Origin of the sequence: Jiella sp. M17.18 (assembly GCF_041027365.1) — a bacterium.
Classification (GTDB): Bacteria; Pseudomonadota; Alphaproteobacteria; order Rhizobiales; family Rhizobiaceae; genus VKMB-3413.
Map to the genome: position 1 here is coordinate 338,456 of NZ_JBFTEH010000005.1, position 16,116 is coordinate 354,571.

18 protein-coding genes are annotated in these 16,116 nt (G+C 67.1%); 9 read left to right on the forward strand and 9 right to left on the reverse strand.

The window, feature by feature from the left end:
• Window positions 1–45 precede the first annotated feature (45 nt).
• Window positions 46–1,083 carry a LacI family DNA-binding transcriptional regulator gene (locus AB5S17_RS12275; protein WP_369239686.1) on the reverse strand — a complete coding sequence of 346 codons (1,038 nt, stop codon included), beginning with the start codon at window positions 1,081–1,083 and terminating at the stop codon, window positions 46–48.
• A gap of 362 nt (window positions 1,084–1,445) precedes the next feature.
• On the opposite strand from AB5S17_RS12275, the gene AB5S17_RS12280 reads away from it, so the two are divergent.
• The 4 genes from AB5S17_RS12280 to AB5S17_RS12295 are packed head-to-tail and all read left to right on the forward strand — an operon-like array spanning window position 1,446 to window position 5,652.
• The gene (locus tag AB5S17_RS12280; protein ID WP_369239688.1) at window positions 1,446–2,468 is read left to right on the forward strand and encodes a TRAP transporter substrate-binding protein; all 1,023 of its coding nucleotides are present in this window, start codon (window positions 1,446–1,448) and stop codon (window positions 2,466–2,468) included.
• Window positions 2,469–2,528: 60 nt separating this feature from the next.
• On the forward strand, window positions 2,529–3,107 hold the full coding sequence (locus tag AB5S17_RS12285; RefSeq protein ID WP_369239692.1) for a TRAP transporter small permease subunit: 579 nt from the start codon (window positions 2,529–2,531) through the stop codon (window positions 3,105–3,107).
• A gap of 3 nt (window positions 3,108–3,110) precedes the next feature.
• On the forward strand, window positions 3,111–4,418 hold the full coding sequence (locus AB5S17_RS12290) for a TRAP transporter large permease subunit (RefSeq protein ID WP_369239694.1): 1,308 nt from the start codon (window positions 3,111–3,113) through the stop codon (window positions 4,416–4,418).
• 28 nt (window positions 4,419–4,446) lie between these two features.
• Window positions 4,447–5,652: a mandelate racemase/muconate lactonizing enzyme family protein gene (locus AB5S17_RS12295; RefSeq protein WP_369239696.1), complete on the forward strand. Its 1,206-nt coding sequence runs from the start codon at window positions 4,447–4,449 to the stop codon at window positions 5,650–5,652.
• Between the two features lie 44 nt (window positions 5,653–5,696).
• On the opposite strand, the gene AB5S17_RS12300 is transcribed toward AB5S17_RS12295, so the two are convergent.
• From AB5S17_RS12300 to AB5S17_RS12310, 3 genes are all read right to left on the reverse strand, one after another.
• Window positions 5,697–6,440, reverse strand: coding sequence for an amino acid ABC transporter ATP-binding protein (locus tag AB5S17_RS12300; protein WP_369239698.1), 744 nt, complete (start codon window positions 6,438–6,440; stop codon window positions 5,697–5,699).
• Complete coding sequence (locus AB5S17_RS12305; RefSeq protein ID WP_369239700.1) at window positions 6,437–7,117, reverse strand: amino acid ABC transporter permease; 681 nt, start codon at window positions 7,115–7,117, stop codon at window positions 6,437–6,439. The genes AB5S17_RS12300 and AB5S17_RS12305 overlap by 4 nt, the downstream gene beginning before the upstream one ends.
• Before the next feature lie 95 nt (window positions 7,118–7,212).
• Entirely contained in the window at window positions 7,213–7,977 is a 765-nt protein-coding gene (locus AB5S17_RS12310; RefSeq protein ID WP_369239702.1) for an amino acid ABC transporter substrate-binding protein, read from the reverse strand.
• Between the two features lie 159 nt (window positions 7,978–8,136).
• Between AB5S17_RS12310 and AB5S17_RS12315 the strand changes: the two genes are divergently transcribed.
• The 3 genes from AB5S17_RS12315 (at window position 8,137) to AB5S17_RS12325 (ending at window position 10,411) form a co-directional block, all read left to right on the forward strand.
• A complete protein-coding gene (locus AB5S17_RS12315) occupies window positions 8,137–8,367 on the forward strand; it encodes a hypothetical protein (protein ID WP_369239704.1) in 231 nt (76 codons plus the stop codon).
• Window positions 8,368–8,536: 169 nt separating this feature from the next.
• Complete coding sequence (gene ilvA, locus AB5S17_RS12320) at window positions 8,537–9,796, forward strand: threonine ammonia-lyase IlvA (RefSeq protein WP_369239706.1); 1,260 nt, start codon at window positions 8,537–8,539, stop codon at window positions 9,794–9,796.
• Window positions 9,797–10,048: 252 nt separating this feature from the next.
• On the forward strand, window positions 10,049–10,411 hold the full coding sequence (locus AB5S17_RS12325; protein WP_369239708.1) for a hypothetical protein: 363 nt from the start codon (window positions 10,049–10,051) through the stop codon (window positions 10,409–10,411).
• Between the two features lie 124 nt (window positions 10,412–10,535).
• Here AB5S17_RS12325 and AB5S17_RS12330 read toward each other — a convergent pair whose 3' ends face one another.
• From AB5S17_RS12330 to AB5S17_RS12340, 3 genes are all read right to left on the reverse strand, one after another.
• Window positions 10,536–10,817, reverse strand: coding sequence for an usg protein (locus AB5S17_RS12330; protein ID WP_369239710.1), 282 nt, complete (start codon window positions 10,815–10,817; stop codon window positions 10,536–10,538).
• Between the two features lie 210 nt (window positions 10,818–11,027).
• Window positions 11,028–12,566, reverse strand: coding sequence for a cryptochrome/photolyase family protein (locus AB5S17_RS12335; protein ID WP_369239712.1), 1,539 nt, complete (start codon window positions 12,564–12,566; stop codon window positions 11,028–11,030).
• A gap of 10 nt (window positions 12,567–12,576) precedes the next feature.
• Window positions 12,577–13,305, reverse strand: a complete 729-nt coding sequence (locus tag AB5S17_RS12340) for an SDR family NAD(P)-dependent oxidoreductase (RefSeq protein WP_369239714.1) — start codon at window positions 13,303–13,305, stop codon at window positions 12,577–12,579.
• A 167-nt stretch (window positions 13,306–13,472) separates the two neighbouring features.
• Between AB5S17_RS12340 and AB5S17_RS12345 the strand changes: the two genes are divergently transcribed.
• Window positions 13,473–13,646 carry a DUF2256 domain-containing protein gene (locus AB5S17_RS12345; RefSeq protein WP_369239746.1) on the forward strand — a complete coding sequence of 58 codons (174 nt, stop codon included), beginning with the start codon at window positions 13,473–13,475 and terminating at the stop codon, window positions 13,644–13,646.
• Here the strand turns inward: AB5S17_RS12345 and AB5S17_RS12350 are convergent, their stop codons facing one another.
• A complete protein-coding gene (locus AB5S17_RS12350; RefSeq protein ID WP_369239716.1) occupies window positions 13,647–14,102 on the reverse strand; it encodes a DUF2442 domain-containing protein in 456 nt (151 codons plus the stop codon).
• Entirely contained in the window at window positions 14,095–14,322 is a 228-nt protein-coding gene (locus AB5S17_RS12355) for a DUF4160 domain-containing protein (RefSeq protein ID WP_369239748.1), read from the reverse strand. Before AB5S17_RS12355 ends, AB5S17_RS12350 begins: the two co-directional genes overlap by 8 nt.
• 218 nt (window positions 14,323–14,540) lie before the next feature.
• On the opposite strand from AB5S17_RS12355, the gene AB5S17_RS12360 reads away from it, so the two are divergent.
• Entirely contained in the window at window positions 14,541–15,488 is a 948-nt protein-coding gene (locus AB5S17_RS12360; protein ID WP_369239718.1) for an aldo/keto reductase, read from the forward strand.
• Window positions 15,489–16,116: the final 628 nt, after the last annotated feature.

Sequence of the window (16,116 nt, forward strand, 5' to 3'; positions counted from 1 at the left end):
CGCCGCCGCGCCCGCCGCGGCGTTGTCATGCCGCGAAGCGGCGCCTCACCGCCTGCCGGACACCTCGCCCGTGCTCGCCCGCGCCGCGACCTCGTAGCCGACGTCGAGAACGCGCGGCAACGGATTCGTGCCGGCGAGCGTCCCCGCGATCATGGTCACGGCGTTCCGCCCGATCGTCTCCCGGTGGGTGACGACGGTCGTCAGCGAGGGAAAGGTCGAGCGGGTGATCTCGAAATCGTTGAACCCGCAGATGCCGAGCCGGCCCGGGACCGTGATCCTGCGGCGCTGCGCCTCGAACAGGACGCCGACCGCCAGATCATCATTGTTGCAGAAGACCGCGTCGACATCCGGACGGCGGGACAGAAGGTCGGCGAAGAGCGCGCCCCCGAGGGTGAAGGAGGAGGGCTGCGGCGTCGTCGCGACGAGCGTCTCGTCGAACAGTCCGGCCGCTTCCAGCGCATCGACATAGCCATCCAGCCGCCGCTGGGTGCGCGGATCCATGCGGGCGCCGACGAACGCGATCCGCCGGTAGCCGCGCGCGACGAGATGCTCGCAGGCGGCGCGAGCCGCTTCGCGGTGCGAGAAGCCGATCATCATGTCGACGGGCTCCGGGCCGATCTCCATGATCTGCACGACCGGGCAGTTCGCCTCGGCGAGGAGGCTCCGGGAGACATCGGACTGGTCGATTCCCGAGACGATCAGGCCCGCCGGCCGCTGGCTGAGGAAGATCCGCAGCAGCTTCTCCTCTTCCAGCGCGGAATAGCGGGTGTTGCCGAGCTGGACCTGGAAGCGCGTGCCCTGCACCTCCTGATAGATGCCGTGCAGCACGTCGGAGAAGACGTTGTTGGTGACCGACGGGATAAGCACGCCGAGAACGTTCGTGCGACTGGAGGCGAGCGCCTGCGCCGCCAGATTCGGCACGTAGCCGAGCTTCTCGACCGCTGCGGCGACGCGCCGGCGGACGTCCTCGGAGACCTTTTCCGGCTTTCGCAGCGCCCGCGAAACCGTGATCGCGCTAACATCCGCGGCGGCCGCGACATCCAGCAGCGTCACCGCCTTATGATCCTGTGGCTTACGCATCATCCCCTCCCGACGGCAACCGTAGCGGCGCCCCCGCGACTTGACAATGATAGCGCTATCACGCAGACCTTCGGAAGGGAGGAGGATGGAGACCCGAGGCGTTCGCGCCATCGCCTGCGGCAGCGATCTTCAGACTTGCACTGGAGGCTTTCGCGGCCCGGATGGCGGGACCGGAGGCGATCCGCGGGGCGGCCGCCGCCGCCGCCCGCATCAGTTCGGATCGCACCGGCCAGGCTCGTAGCGCCGTCTCGCAACCCACTTCCGCTCGATATCGCCCACCGGCGGACCCCGTCTGCCTGAGGGTTCGGCTTCGCTTCATCCGGCGCCAGCCGCTCGTCGACCAGACACATGCAGGAGGAGAAACCATGCATCAGATCACCACCCGCCTTCTCGCCGCAGCGGCGATTGCGACGGCTCTCACGGGCGCCGCCGCGGCGCAGGACTTCAATTTCAAGTTCCAGTCGTCCGATCCGGCCGGCAATCCGAACTTCGAGCTGCAGCAGGGCTGGGCCAAGAACGTCTCGAAGATCACCGACGGCAAGATCAACATCACCCTGCTGCCGGTCGATTCGATCGTCGACCATGCCGAGACCCAGGACGCCATCCAGGCCGGCATCCTCGACGGCCACATCACCGACGTCTCCTACTTCGCCGGCAAGGACCCCGCCTTCGGCCTGATCGCCAACCCGGTCGGCGCCTGGTCCGACCCGCACACCATGCTCGATTTCATGCGCAATGGCGGCGGCGGCAAGCTGATGCAGGAACTGGACGGCCAGTACGGCCTCCACTTCATCGGCGCGACGACGCCGGGCCTGGAATCGCTCGTCTCCAAGGTGCCGCTCGACGGCGTCGCCGACCTCAAGGGCCTGAAGATGCGCGCGCCGGAAGGTCTCGTGCAGAACGTCTTCGCCGCGGCCGGCGCCGCGCCGGTCAACCTGCCCGGCTCGGAAGTCTACACCTCGCTCGACAAGGGCGTCATCGACGCCGCCGACTACACGGTGTTCTCGACCAATCAGGCGCAGGGGCTCAACGACATCGCCCCGAACCCGGTCTATCCCGGTTTCCACTCCCTGCCGCTGGTCGAGATCGCGATCAGCCAGAAGGACTGGCAGGAACTGCCGAAGGACCTGCAGGACAAGCTGACCCAGTCGGTTCGCGACTTCGCCGACCACGAGCTCGACGTGCTGCAGAAGCGCGACGAGGAGGCGGTGGCCAAGGCCAAGGCCGGCGGCAAGATCCACATCCACGACTGGTCGCAGGAGGAGCGGGCGAAGTTCCGCAAGATCGCTCAGGGCGAGTGGAAGAAGGTCGCCGCCAAGTCCGAGAACGCCCAGAAGGTCTACGACACGCTGACGGCGTATCTCAAAGACCACGACCTGATGAAGTAAGCTTTCGTTCGAACGCCGGCGCACCTCGCGCCGGCGTTTTCCTTGCCATGGATCAGCCGCATGTCACATGATCTTCCCCCCGACACCGACGTCGACGAAGCGCTCGCCGAGCACACGCTGGCGGACGAATCCGCCATTCCCGAAGCGGGGATCCTCGGGCGTGCGATCGAGCGTGGCGGCATGTTCGTCGCCTGCCTGTTCCTCGTCTCCGCGGCGATCATCATGTACGAGATCTTCATGCGTTACGTGCTCGACGCACCGACGCTGTGGGTCACCGAAACGACGATCTTCATCTGCGCCGCAGCCTTCATCTATGGCGGGCTCTACTGCGTCGCGCGCGACCGGCACATCCGCGTCGTGCTGATCTACGACCACCTGCCGCCGGGCCTGCGCCGCGTCTTCGACGTGGTGATCTCGCTCCTGTGCCTGGTGCTCGCGGCCTTCTTCGCCTGGGCGAGCTGGACCATGGTCGAGAAGTCGTGGTGGTCGCCGACCGGCGCCCTGCGGCTCGAGGGAACGGGCAGTGCCTGGAATCCGCCGACCCCGGCGCTCCTGAAAGGCTTCCTGATGCTCGTCATGATCGTCATGACGATCCAGTTCGTCATCCTTGCCGTCAACTACGTGCGCCGGGGCCGCTGACCGATGTTCCACCTCTCCGCCCTGGGGATCGCCGACGGCACCCTCCTGATGTTCGGCATGCTGCTGGCCATGCTGCTCGTCGGCATGCCGCTCGCCTTCGTCACGCTGTTCGTGGCGCTGTTCTTCGCCATCGGCTGGTTCGGCCCGATGGTGGTGCCGCTGATCACGACGCGGATCTACTCCTTCGTCGCCTCCTACGTCTTCGTCTCGGTGCCGATGTTCGTGCTGATGGCCGCGATCCTCGACCGATCGGGGATAGCGAGAGACCTGTTCGACGCGATGAAACTGATCGCCGGCCGCATCCGCGGCGGCGTCGCCATCCAGACCATTTTCGTTGCCGTCATCCTCGCCGCGATGAGCGGCATCATCGGCGGCGAGATCGTGCTGCTCGGCCTGCTCGCGCTGCCGCAGATGCTGCGCCTCGGCTACGACCGCAATCTTGCGATCGGCGTCGTCTGCGCCGGCGGCTCGCTCGGCACCATGGTGCCGCCCTCGATCGTGCTGATCATCTACGGCCTCACCGCCAATGTCTCGATCGGCGACCTCTTCACCGCCGCCTTCATCCCCGGCTTCATGCTGGCCGGCTTCTACGTCGTCTACGTCCTCTTCCGCGCCTACCTCAATCCGGCCGTCGCGCCGGTTCTGGAGGAGGACGAGATGGACCTCACCGAGAAACTGAAGCTGCTCCGGGGCCTCGTCCTGCCGGCGCTCGTCATCACCTTCGTGCTCGGCTCGATCTACGGCGGCATCGCCTCGGTCACCGAAGCCTCCGCCGTCGGCGTCGCCGGCGTCGTGCTGTCGACCGCGATCCGCCGCGAGCTGACCTTCGAGCTCCTGCGCGGCGCCGCCGTCCAGACGCTCGCCACCTGCGGCATGATCGTCTGGATCGGCATCGGCGCCAGCGCCATCGTCGGCGTCTTCAACCTGATGGGCGGCCTCACCTTCGTGAACAACCTGATCACCGGCATCTCGGACAATCCGACCGTGGTCGTCCTGTTCATGATGCTGATCCTGTTCATCCTCGGCATGTTCCTCGACTGGGTCGGCATCGCGCTCCTGACCCTGCCGATCTTCGTGCCGATCGTGAAGCAGCTCGGCATGGACCCGATCTGGTTCGGCGTCCTGTTCTGCATGAACATGCAGGTGGCGTTCCTGTCGCCGCCGTTCGGGCCGGCCGGTTTCTACCTGAAAAGCGTCGCGCCGCCCGACATCTCGCTCGGCGACATCTTCAAGTCGCTGGTGCCGTTCGTCTGCATGCAGATCGTGGCGGTGGCGCTCCTCGTCTTCTTCCCCGGCATCACCGGGCGCTGAGGCTCGGCGTCCGCTAAAAGGCAAAGCGATGAAGATCACCGGCATCGAGACGGTCCGGCTCGGCGAGTTCGCCAATCTCGTCTGGGTGCTCGTCCACACCGACGAAGGTCTCACCGGGCTCGGCGAGACCTTCTTCGGCGCCACCGCGGTCGAGGCCTATGTCCACGACTGGTGTGCGCCGCGACTGATCGGCAAGGACCCGCTGGCGCTGCAGGCGCGCGTCAACGAGATGACCGATTATCTCGGCTGGCGCGGCGCCGGCGTCGAGACGCGCGCCTATTCGGCGATCGACATCGCGCTGTGGGACCTCTTCGGCAAGGCGCATGGCAAGCCGGTCGCCGACATGCTTGGCGGGCGCTCGCGCGAGAGGGTGCGCACCTACAACACCTGCGCCGGCTACAAGTACATCCGCGACGCGCGCGCCCAGTCGGTCGCCAACTGGCATCGCGGCGCGAGCGACGGGCCCTACGAGGACCTCGAGGCCTTCCTCACCGACGCCGGCGCCCTCGCCCGCTCGCTGCTCGACCAGGGCATCACGGCGATGAAGATCTGGCCGTTCGACATCGCGGCCGAGCGCTCGGCCGGCTGGGACATCACGCCGGCGGAACTGAAGGCCGCGCTGAAGCCCTTCGAACGGATCCGCGAGGCGGTCGGCGACGACATCGACATCATGGTCGAGTTCCATTCGCTGTGGTCGATGCCGATGGCCAAGAAGCTCGCGCGCGAGCTGAAGCCGTTCAGGACCTACTGGCACGAAGACCCGTTCCGGCTCGACAATGTCGGCGACCTCGCCGAATACGCCGACCACAGCGACGCCTTCGTCTGCGCCTCCGAGACACTCGCCTCCAAGCACGCCTTCCGCGAATATCTGCAGACCGGCAAGGCCGGCGTCTGCATGCTGGACCTCTCCTGGTGCGGCGGCATCACCGAAGCGCGCAAGATCGCCGGCATGGCCGAGGCCTTCAAGGTGCCGATCGCGCCGCACGACTGCACCGGCCCGGTCGTCTACGCCGCCTCCTGCCAGCTCTCGATGCATGCGACGAACACGCTGATCCAGGAATCGGTCCGCGCCTTCTATACCGGCTGGTACGCCGAGATCGCGCGCGGCCTGCCGGTGGTCGAGAACGGCTTCATCCGCATTCCGGAGACGCCCGGCCACGGCATCTCCCTCGCCGACGGACTGGAGCGGCGGGCGGATTACGTCAGCCGAACGAGCGGCCGGGCCTCCGCCTGACGATGCCGCCACCTCTCCGCCCGGCGCCTCGGCATGCCGGGCGGCTACAGGCCGAGGCTCCTGACGAAGCGCATCGTCCGGGGCTCGCGGGGATTGCCGAAGATCGCGTCCGGCTGCCCTTCCTCGACGATCTCGCCGCCTTCGAGGAAGGCGACGTGGCGGGCCACCGAGCGCGCGAGCCGGAGGTCGTGGGTCGCCATCAGCATGGTCGCGCCTTCCGCGGCGAGCGTGCGAAGGACATCCACCACCTCCTCGGCAAGCTCGGGGTCGAGCGCCGAGGTCGGCTCGTCGCACAGGATCAGAGCCGGCGACGGCGCGAGCGCCCGCGCGATCGCGACGCGCTGCTGCTGCCCGCCCGACAGCGTCGCCGGCCAGGCCTCCGCCTTCTCGGCCATGCCGACCTTCCCCAGAAGGTCCATCGCCCGCTCGCGGGCCCGTGCCTTCGGCCATTTCTGCACCGTCACCAGCCCTTCCATGACGTTCTCCACCACCCGGCGATGCGGGAAGAGCTGGAAGTTCTGGAAGATCATGCCGGTGCGCCGGCGAACCCGCAGGCTGTCCGCCTGCGACGGCCGCCGGTCCGCCGAGAAGTCGACCCTGAGGTCGCCGATCTCGACCGCGCCGGCGTCCGGCGTCTCCAGCAGGTTGGCGCAGCGCAGCAGCGTGCTCTTGCCGCTGCCCGAGGGCCCGATCAGCGCCGTGACCGCGCCCTCCTCGACCGTCAGGCCGACGCCTTTCAGCACGAGATTGCCGGAGAAGCGCTTCTCGATATCGGACAGACGGATCATTTCTGACGCTCCAGAAAGCCGCCATAGCGCCCGAACTGGGTCTCGAGCCGGGTCTGAAGGGCCGTAAGGACGGAGGAGAAGACGAGATAGATCAACGCCGCCTCGATATACAGGATCAGCGGCTCGTAGGTCACGGCGACGATGCGCTGCGCCTGCTGGAACAGTTCCGGCACGGTAATCGCGGCGGCGAGCGAGGTGTCCTTCACGAGCGAGATGAAGGTGTTGCCGAGCGGCGGCACGGCGACGCGCGTCGCCTGCGGCAGGATTGTGCGCAGCATCGCCTGGCGCGTCGTCATGCCGATCGAATAGGCCGCTTCCCACTGGCCCTTGGAGATCGACGTCAGCGCGGCGCGGATCACCTCGGACGTATAGGCGCCGACATTCAGGGTGAAGCCGATCAGCGCCGCCGGGAACGCATCGATCAGGATGCCGGCGCTTGGCAGGCCATAGAAGATGACGAAGAGCTGCACGAGGAGCGGCGTGCCGCGGATGATCCAGACATAGAACCCGGCGATGGCCGCCAGCGGCTTCGGCGCGAACAGCCGGACGACCGCCGTCAGCAGGCCGGCGCCGAGGCCGAGCACGAACGACAGGATCGCGAGCGGCACCGTCAGGATGAGCCCGGCACGCAGGAGCGGCCAGAGCGAAGTCAGCATCAGTTGCAGCCAGTCGGGCAATCGGGCCTCGCCGCTCGTTCGGGGGGACTGTCACAAATCCGGCGGCGGAGCGGGGCTCCGTCGCCGGAAGACGATCGAGTTAAGGCGGCTTCGCCCTACTGCGAGACGTCCTCGCCGAAATACTTCTCCGCGATCTGCTTATAGGTCCCGTCGGCCTTCATGTCCTTCAGCGCCGCGTCGATCGCAGCGACGAGCTTGGGATGGCCCTTCTGGACGATGACGCCGGAGGGTGCGGCATCCTTCCTGGTCGCGACCACCTTCACCGGCGCCTTCGGCTGGTGCTTCTTGAAGTCGAGATAGGACAGGCTGTCGTTGATCGTCGCGTCGGCGCGGCCGGTGATGACCAGCTGGATCGACTGGTCGAAGCCGTCGGTCGCCACCAGCGTGGCGCCGGCGGCCTCCGCCATCTTGCCGTAGTTCGACGTCAGCGACTGGGCGGAGCGCTTCCCCTTGAGGTCGCTGAAGCTCTTGATCTGGTCGTCGCCGTCTTTGACGATCAGCACCGCCTTCGACACGATGTACGGGTCCGAGAAGTCGAAGCGCTTCTGGCGCTCCGGCGTGATGCCGACTTCGTTGATGACCGCGTCGTAGCGGTCCGCGCCGAGGCCGGCGATCAGGCCGTCCCACTTGCCCTCGACGAATTGCGGCTTCACGCCGAGCCGCTTGGCGATGGCCTCGCCGATCTCGACGTCGAACCCGACGAGCTTGCCGGCGGCGTCGTGGTAGGTGAAGGGCGCATAGGTGCCCTCCGTCCCGATGCGCAGGACCCCCGACTGCTTGATGTCCTTGAGCCCTCCGGCAAAGGCCGGGGCGGCCGCCAGCAGCGAGAGCGAAACGAGGGTGGCGAGGCACGTCTTCATGGCATTCCTTTCCGATCGATCTTCCGGGCCTCTGTCTCTGCCGGCCCGGGATCACGCTCAAGGAATACGTTTCTGCAGGCCGAATGTTGCGGGGTTTTCTGTACCCGCCGGCGCGAGGCGGAGATCCCGGTCCAGACCCGACGGATCGACCGGAGCCGGGTGGCGGGCACGATCTTTCGTCGATCAGGTCGAAGTCTGCGCAAGTCGGCCATATCCGACGCGCGTCGCGCCCACCCCCTTTACAAAGCCGGTACGATGCTCGATGGCTGGCGCGAACGTTTCGGTCGGCCGGAGAAAAGGGGGCGTCAGATGATCATCGCGACACTGATCTGCGGAACCGTATCCCTGATCGTCGGCGATGGTCTCATTATCGGCGCCGGCACCCTCTAGCCGCCGAGCCGCGTCAAGCAGCTTCTTCGAGCGTCAAGAGCGTGTCCGGCCGCGACCTGCCCCACCGAGCGGGCCGTCGCGATGTGCCTGGTGCCGGGACGGCACCGCCGACCAGCCGAGGAAGCCCGGCCAGGGATGACGGCCGCTTCCGTTCGAGAGACGATCTTCCATGTCCGCATCCGATTTTCCCGCTCGCGTCGCCAAGGCCGAAGAGGCGCTGCGCGAGCTCTTCCCCGCAACCCCGCTGCAGCTGAACGAGCACCTGTCGGCCCGCTATGGCGCGCGCGTCTTCCTGAAGCGCGAGGACCTGACCCCGGTCCGGTCCTACAAGATCCGCGGCGCGTTCAACTTCATGCGCAAGCGGATCGAGGAGGGCTCCGCCACGGGCCGCTTCTGCTGCGCCTCGGCCGGCAACCATGCCCAGGGCTTCGCCTTCGCCTGCCGGCATTTCGGCCTCAAGGGCCGCGTCTTCATGCCGGTGACGACGCCGCAGCAGAAGATCGAGAAGACCAGCATGTTCGGCGGCGAAGCGATCGAGGTCGAACTCGTCGGCGACTTCTTCGACGACTGCTATGCCGCCGCCAAGGCCTATTCCCGCGACGCGGGTGCCGCTCTGGTGCCGCCCTTCGATCACGAGGACATCGTCGAGGGCCAGGCGAGCGTCGCGCGCGAGGTCCTCGCGCAGCTCGCCGGCGAGACGCCGGATCTCGTCGTCATGCCGGTCGGCGGCGGCGGCCTCGCCTCCGGCATGACCCGCTACTTCGACGCCTGGGACGGCCCCATGCCGGCGATGCGCTTCGTCGAGCCGCAGGGCGCGCCGAGCCTTCGCACCAGCCTCGAGCGCGGCGCCCTCACCCGCATGCCGCAGATCGACGGCTTCGTCGACGGCGCGGCGGTCGCCGAGATCGGCGCGATCCCCTTCGCGACGCTCAAGCGCTTCTCGCCGCAGGACGTGATCCTCGCGCCGGAAGGCCGGCTCTGCGACACCATGCTGCGGATGCTGAACATCGAGGGCATCGTGCTCGAACCCGCCGGCGCGCTGGCGATCGATGCGCTGAACAGCCTTGCGGACGAGATCGCCGGCAAGACCGTGGTGCTCGTCGTCTCCGGCGGCAATTTCGACTTCGAGCGCCTGCCGGACGTCAAGGAGCGGGCGCTGCGCTACGAGGGGCTGAAGAAATACTTCATCCTGCGCCTCGCCCAGCGCCCCGGCGCCCTGAAGGACTTCCTGAACCTCCTCGGCCCGGAGGACGACATTGCCCGCTTCGAATATCTGAAGAAGTCCGCCCGCGACTTCGGCTCGATCCTGCTCGGCATCGAAACCAAGAACGCGGCGAACTTCCCGGCGCTGATCGAACGCTTCGAGCGCGAGGGCATCCGCTACCAGGACATCACCGACGACCAGATCGTCGCAGACCTCCTGATCTGACGGCGGGCACGGCGGGACGCCCCGTCCCGCCGTTGCTTCACTGGCGAAAGTGCAGCGCACCATTCCGCCAGCAGTTCTGCTGCAGCGCGAAGTTCGACGCAACGTGAGAGGCCGAAAAATACACGCGGCTTGCCAAGATGACGTTCCGTGTTACCAATGGTGACGGGCGCCGGGCTTGGGAGGGACCGCCGCCCGGACAGCATCCGGCATCGGCCGGTCTGTGGGAGACCATGCCCGCCCGCGGGAACGATCATGAAGATATTTGCAGGGCTTTGCGCCGCCGCAGTCTTGGCCACGACGGGCGGCGCCGGCGCGCAGCAGATCGCCGGCAACTACCACGTCGCCGGCAAGACCGTCGAAGGCCGGGACTATGCCGGCACGGCCCGGATCGAGACGCGCTCCACGACCGACTGCCGGATCCGCTGGAACACCGGCCGGGTGTCGCAGGGCGTCTGCCGGATGAACGACGGCAAGTTCGTGGCGACGCTGAAGGACCGCTCCGGCCAGCCGGAAGTCGTCACCTATGATGTGATGAGCGACGGCCGGCTGAACGGCGTCGTCACCGTCGCCGACAAGAAGGGCTCGGGCCGCGAAGTGCTGACCCCGATCCGCTGACCGCGCGGGAGCCGGCAGCAGAGCGGCACGCGCTCCGGCGGCGTGGGTGCCGCTATCCGACCGGTGCTGGGACGGCCGGGTGACGCAGCTCCCCGCAGCCCGTCGGCTCGTGCCGGTCGGGCGGTCAGTGCAGCCGGCCGCCGTCCTTCACGAGGCGCACCTCGCGCGGCTCGATGAGCCCGGCATGCATGACCCGCACCGAGTGGATGATCGCCTCGATCTCGCGCTCCCAATGGTCGAGGAAGCGAGTGAGGCGGGGATAATCGGGAGCGAGATCCTCGAACTGCCAGAAGAAGGTCTGCAGCAGCGTCGGATGGTCCGGCATCCGGTAGAGCACTTCGGCGGAGGTCAGGCTGTAGCCTTCGAGCATTTTCACGAAGGACGGATCGGGAGTTCTGGCACGCATCGGCACACCTTTTCGCGGCGCCGGCCGACCCATTCCGGCCGACCCTTGGATGCTGCGCCGCATAGAGTTAACGACGTCTTAACCCGAGGCGCTGCACAAGCCCCGGTCCGACCGATGATCCGTCGATTCGCGGCGAGATCAAGACCGGCTGCGCCCCTCGCTTCGCCGGCGTGTCGTCCGCACAACCTGCGGCCAGCCGGTCGAGGCGTCTCAATAGTCGCCCGTCGCAACCAGTCCGTCGAGGAAGGCCCGTGCCTCCTTGCGCACCCGCTCGACCTTCTCCGGGTCCATGCGGCCGAGCGTCGCATAGGTCCGCTGCAGCCGGTGGTTCTTCTGCAGGACCTGGCGGTTGCGGGCGATGAAGTCCCAGTAGAGGAGGTTGAACGGACAGGCGCCCTCGCCCTCCTTCTTCTTCGGCGAATAGGCGCAGGGGCCGCAATAGTCCGACATCTTGTCGATGTAGTTGGCGGACGCCGCATAGGGCTTGGAGGCGAACAGCCCGCCGTCGGCAAAGAGGATCATGCCGACGACGTTCGGCATCTCCACCCATTCATAGGCGTCGTGATAGACCGTCAGGTACCATTCCTGCACCTCCTTGGGATCGAAGCCGCAGAGCAGGCAGAAATTGCCGAGCACCATCAGGCGCTGGATGTGGTGGTTGTAGGCGCTCGCCTGCACCTCGCGCACGCACTGGCTGAGGCAGTTCATCTCGGTCTCGCCGGTCCAGAAGAAGTCCGGGAGCTTGCGCCGCGCGTCGAGGGCATTCTCGTCCCCATAGCCCGGCATCTTCAGCCAGTAGACGCCGCGGATGAACTCGCGCCAGCCGATGATCTGGCGGATGAAGCCCTCGACCGCGTTGATCGGGGCCGAACCCTCGCGATAGGCCGCCTCGGCGCGTTCGCAGGCTTCGCGCGGATCGATCAGGCCGCAGTTGATCAGCGCCGAGACATGCGAGTGGAAGAGCAGCGGCGCGCCCGCGCGCATGGCGTCCTGATAGGTGCCGAACTCCGGCAGCGCCGTCTCGACGAACCAGTTGAGATAGTGCAGCGCCTGGCGCCGGGTGACCGGATAGTCGAAGCCCTCGAGGCTGCCGAAATGATTGCCGAAGCGCTTCGCGACGAGATCGAGCACCTCTTGCGTCGTCTCGTCGACGCTGTAGGTCGGGCGCTCGGGCGCCGCGACCTTCGCCTTCAGCGGCTCGCGGTTCTCCTGATCGAAGTTCCACCGGCCTTCCGCGGGATCGTCCGGGCCGGACATCAGGAAGCCCGTGCCGCGGCGCATCTCGCGGTAGAAATACTCCATGCGCAGCTGCTTCTGCCCCTTCGCCCACGCTTGGAACCGCGCGTGGCTGCAGAAAAAGCGGTCGTCCGGCCGGATCTCGACCGGGCATCCGACGGCCTTCTCCCAGCCCGTCATCATCTCCTTGACGCGCCACTCGCCGGGCTCGGTGACGACGACGCGCTCCGGCCGATGCCGCTCCACCGCGCGCTTCAGTTCGCCGGTGAAGGAGCCCGTGTTCTCCGGATCGTCCAGCGCGACATAGTCGACGCTCATGCCGCGCCCGCGAAGATCCTCGGCGAAGTGCCGCATCGCGGAGAACAGGAAGGCGATCTTGCGCTGGTGGTGGCGGACATAGTTCGCCTCGTCGGCGACCTCCGCCATCAGCACGATGTCGCCGTCTTCCATGTCGGAGAGCGAGGAGAGGCCGCGGCTCAGCTGGTCGCCGAGGACGAAGCGCAGGGTCGCCATGCCCGAGGCCTCAGCTGCGCATGACGCGGACGGCCGAGCGGCCGCCGTCGACGCCGATGACCTGGCCGGTGATCCAGGACCCCGCATCGGTCAGGAGCAGTTCGGCGAGCGCCGCGATGTCCTCCGGGGTTCCGAGGCGCGGCACGGCGTGCATCTTCGCCACCGCCTCGGCCATCTTCGGATTGCCCGCCACCTTCTGGCCGAGCGGCGTCTCGACCAGCGAGGGCGCGATGGCGTTGACGCGGATCGCCGGCGCGAGCTCGGCGGCGAGCGAGCGCGTCAGCCCTTCCACCGCGCCTTTCGCCATGGCGATCGAGGCATGGGCGGCAAAGCCTTGGTTCACCGCGACGGTCGAGAAGAACAGGACGCTCGCGCCGCCGTCCGCCTTCTGCAGCGCGGGGAGCGAGGCCTGCACCGCCTGTGCGGCGCCGAGCGCGTTCAGCCGGAAGTCCCCGAGGAAGTCCGCCTCGGTGAGCCGGCCGAAAGGCTTCAGGTTGATCGTGCCGACGGCATAGACGAGCCCGTCGAGCCGCTCGCCCGCCTCCTTCGCGGCGTTCTCGATCGCGTCCGGGTCGGTGACGTCGCATTCCACGAAGGCGCAGTTGAGTTCGCCCGCCAGCCGGTCGAGCGCCTCGGTGTTGCGGCCGGCGAGCACCAGCTCGTGCCCCGCCTTCGCCAGCCGCCGCGCGATCGCGGCGCCGATCCCGCCGCTGCCGCCATGGATGAGATAACGCCCCATGCCGCTCCCTTCGTCGGCGGCCGCCTTCGCCGTGCCGCCGCCCGCTGCTCCCGATGTGCCCTGCCGCAGATGCGGCGCCGGCCGCCGCGATCAACTGCGACCTCGCGGCGCGGGCGGAAAAAGCCTTCCGGCTCGACAGGCGGCGCGCCCGGCGCCACATCCGCCGCATGAAGCACAGGAAGGGCGACCTGCCGACGAAGACCTGCGCCGCCTGCGGCCGGCCGATGGTCTGGCGGAAGAAGTGGGCGAAGGTCTGGGACGCGGTGCGCTACTGCTCCGAGCGGTGCCGGCGGGAGGGTCGGCGGAAGCCCGGCGATCCGCAACCGCGCGCGGCGGATTGATCAGGCGTGGGCGGCGCGCGCGCTGGTGAGCGCGCGGACCGCAAGAGCGATATAGTTCGGCAGCGGCTTGTCCTTTCGGTACGCCGCGACCTGGCGCCTGGCGATGCCGAGCGTTGCAGCCATCCCGTCCAGCGTCATCGACAGGTCGTCCATGGCCCGCCGAAACTCCTCGTTGCTCATCGGCCGCGGCAAACGATCGATCCACTCGGCCGACAGCTCCAGCCCGCCCGGCCAGGCGAGCGCACTGCCCCAGTCGGCGACCGACACCTGACGGAACAGGTCGGGATCGGTGCGCAGCGGCACGAAATGCCGGTGGTTCCAGACGGGAGGAGCCAGATCCCGCTCCTCGACCCGTCCGTCTCCCCATGTCAGCCGGACCCGGAACCGATCGAGCGGCTCGACGTCGGCGATGCGCGGCAGCGGGCCGCCGACCGTGACCACCGCGTCGTCAGGCATTGAGTCTGTTCCACTCATCTTCGAGAACCTCTCGATGGGCGGTCGCCCATTCCATTGCAGTTCGCAGGTCCTTCGCGCGGATGGAGCCCGCCATCACCTGCAGTGTCGACAGCCGCACCATCACGTCTCCTTCGGCCGTCAGCACATGGAAGTGCGGCGGATGATGATCGTCGGCATAGATCGTGATCTTGACGCTGCCGAGGACGACGATGGTCGGGATCGCACGCTCCTGTTCGCTGACGTTCTAGATAGTGCATCTCGCGCACTCATACCAGATTGCGCCGCGTCGTAGGTCCCGACGCACGCAATCGTCAGCTTGCCTTGCGGCTTTCGCGCGACACGTCTCCCCTCGAAACCGCATTCAGGCGGCTCCGGCTGCGGCGCGCCCTTCTCTCGGCGCGCCCTTCCCGGCCGCATACCCCATCTCAGGAGACCCTCATGGACAAGCGCAAACTCGGCCGCTCCGACATTTCCATCGCGCCGATCGTCTTCGGCGGCAACGTCTTCGGCTGGACGGCCGACAGGGAGACCTCCTTCGCCCTCCTCGACCGCTTCGTCGAGGCCGGCTTCAACGCCGTCGACACGGCCGACGTCTATTCCGCCTTCGCGCCCGGTAACGAGGGCGGCGAATCCGAGACGATCATCGGCGAGTGGATCGCCTCCCGCAAGCGCCGCGACGACCTCGTGATCCTGTCGAAGGTCGCCAAGTGGCAGAAGCACAAGGGGCTGTCGCAGGCGAACATCATGGCCGCGATCGACTCGTCGCTGAAGCGGCTGAAGACCGACCATATCGACGTCTACTTCGCCCATGAGGACGACAAGAGCGTGCCGCTGGAGGAGACGCTCGGCGCCTTCGCCCGGCTCGTCGACGCCGGCAAGGTGCGCGTCCTCGGCGCCTCGAACTATGAGGCGGCGCGCGTCGAGGAGGCGCTGACCGTCTCCGAGGCGAACGGCTGGCCGCGCTACGAGGTGCTGCAGCCGGAATACAATCTCTACGCCCGCGGCGACTTCGAGGGCCCGCTGAAGGAGACCGCGCAGAAGCACGGCCTCGGCGTCGTCACCTATTTCTCCCTCGCCAGCGGCTTCCTCACCGGCAAGTACCGCTCCAAGGCCGACATTCAGGGCGCCAATCGCGAGCGCATGCTCGGCGGCTATTTCGACGACGGCGGCAAGGGCCAGCGCATCCTCAAGGCGCTCGACGCGGTGGCGAAGGACACCGGCGCCAAGCCCGCTGAGATCGCCCTCGCCTGGCTGATCGCCAAGGACGCCGTCACCGCCCCCATCGCCAGCGCGACCTCGGTGAAGCAGCTTGACGAGACGCTCGGCGCGGCGAAGGTGACGCTGTCGGGCGAACAGATGCGGGTATTGGATGAGGCGGGGGCGTAAGGCCGCGAGCGCTGGATCAACTTCGTCATTCTCGGGCCCCGTCCCGAGAATCCAGAGATCGTAAGGCTCCATCGGCGACAGCTATCGAGGGCAGAAGCGGCCGAGGCAGCGGCGTCCGCCCTGGATTCTCGGGACGGGGCCCGAGAATGACGCCGTGTCGGGCGCGCGAGCCCCTCCATCACGAGGCGGATGCCTGGGATAGGTAGAACTGATCATCATTTCTACTTTTATTGGGCGTCTCTCCCAGGAACATGCATTCAAGGCAAGGCTCAAAAATCANCCTCCATCACGAGGCGGATGCCTGGGATAGGTAGAACTGATCATCATTTCTACTTTTATTGGGCGTCTCTCCCAGGAACATGCATTCAAGGCAAGGCTCAAAAATCATTCCAAGCGCGCCGATATTCGGGAAGCACTGTTTCCGCGACCAAAGCGTCATCTCTTCGAGCACGAAGCTTCCGCATCTCTTCTTCGTGCATCGCGAGCGAGAGTAGGATCAGAGCCTCGTGGACAAGTTGTCCTCTTAAGCTTCTTTCCATGCTAATTTTGGGAAGGAGGATCGAGCCATGGGACAGACATCGGCAAGGAAGTCAGCAGGACCGCGTGACGCGGCGACGAAGGTTGCGCA

Coding starts and splice junctions, on each gene's coding strand:
- AB5S17_RS12310 (WP_369239702.1), bottom strand. CDS start 7,977: ATGAAGACGTGCCTCGCCACCCTCGTTTCGCTCTCGCTGCTGGCGGCC.
- AB5S17_RS12290 (WP_369239694.1), top strand. CDS start 3,111: ATGTTCCACCTCTCCGCCCTGGGGATCGCCGACGGCACCCTCCTGATG.
- AB5S17_RS12340 (WP_369239714.1), bottom strand. CDS start 13,305: ATGGGGCGTTATCTCATCCATGGCGGCAGCGGCGGGATCGGCGCCGCG.
- AB5S17_RS12300 (WP_369239698.1), bottom strand. CDS start 6,440: ATGATCCGTCTGTCCGATATCGAGAAGCGCTTCTCCGGCAATCTCGTG.
- AB5S17_RS12295 (WP_369239696.1), top strand. CDS start 4,447: ATGAAGATCACCGGCATCGAGACGGTCCGGCTCGGCGAGTTCGCCAAT.
- ilvA (WP_369239706.1), top strand. CDS start 8,537: ATGTCCGCATCCGATTTTCCCGCTCGCGTCGCCAAGGCCGAAGAGGCG.
- AB5S17_RS12335 (WP_369239712.1), bottom strand. CDS start 12,566: ATGGCGACCCTGCGCTTCGTCCTCGGCGACCAGCTGAGCCGCGGCCTC.
- AB5S17_RS12350 (WP_369239716.1), bottom strand. CDS start 14,102: ATGCCTGACGACGCGGTGGTCACGGTCGGCGGCCCGCTGCCGCGCATC.
- AB5S17_RS12285 (WP_369239692.1), top strand. CDS start 2,529: ATGTCACATGATCTTCCCCCCGACACCGACGTCGACGAAGCGCTCGCC.
- AB5S17_RS12330 (WP_369239710.1), bottom strand. CDS start 10,817: ATGCGTGCCAGAACTCCCGATCCGTCCTTCGTGAAAATGCTCGAAGGC.
- AB5S17_RS12275 (WP_369239686.1), bottom strand. CDS start 1,083: ATGATGCGTAAGCCACAGGATCATAAGGCGGTGACGCTGCTGGATGTC.
- AB5S17_RS12325 (WP_369239708.1), top strand. CDS start 10,049: ATGAAGATATTTGCAGGGCTTTGCGCCGCCGCAGTCTTGGCCACGACG.
- AB5S17_RS12360 (WP_369239718.1), top strand. CDS start 14,541: ATGGACAAGCGCAAACTCGGCCGCTCCGACATTTCCATCGCGCCGATC.
- AB5S17_RS12280 (WP_369239688.1), top strand. CDS start 1,446: ATGCATCAGATCACCACCCGCCTTCTCGCCGCAGCGGCGATTGCGACG.
- AB5S17_RS12345 (WP_369239746.1), top strand. CDS start 13,473: ATGAAGCACAGGAAGGGCGACCTGCCGACGAAGACCTGCGCCGCCTGC.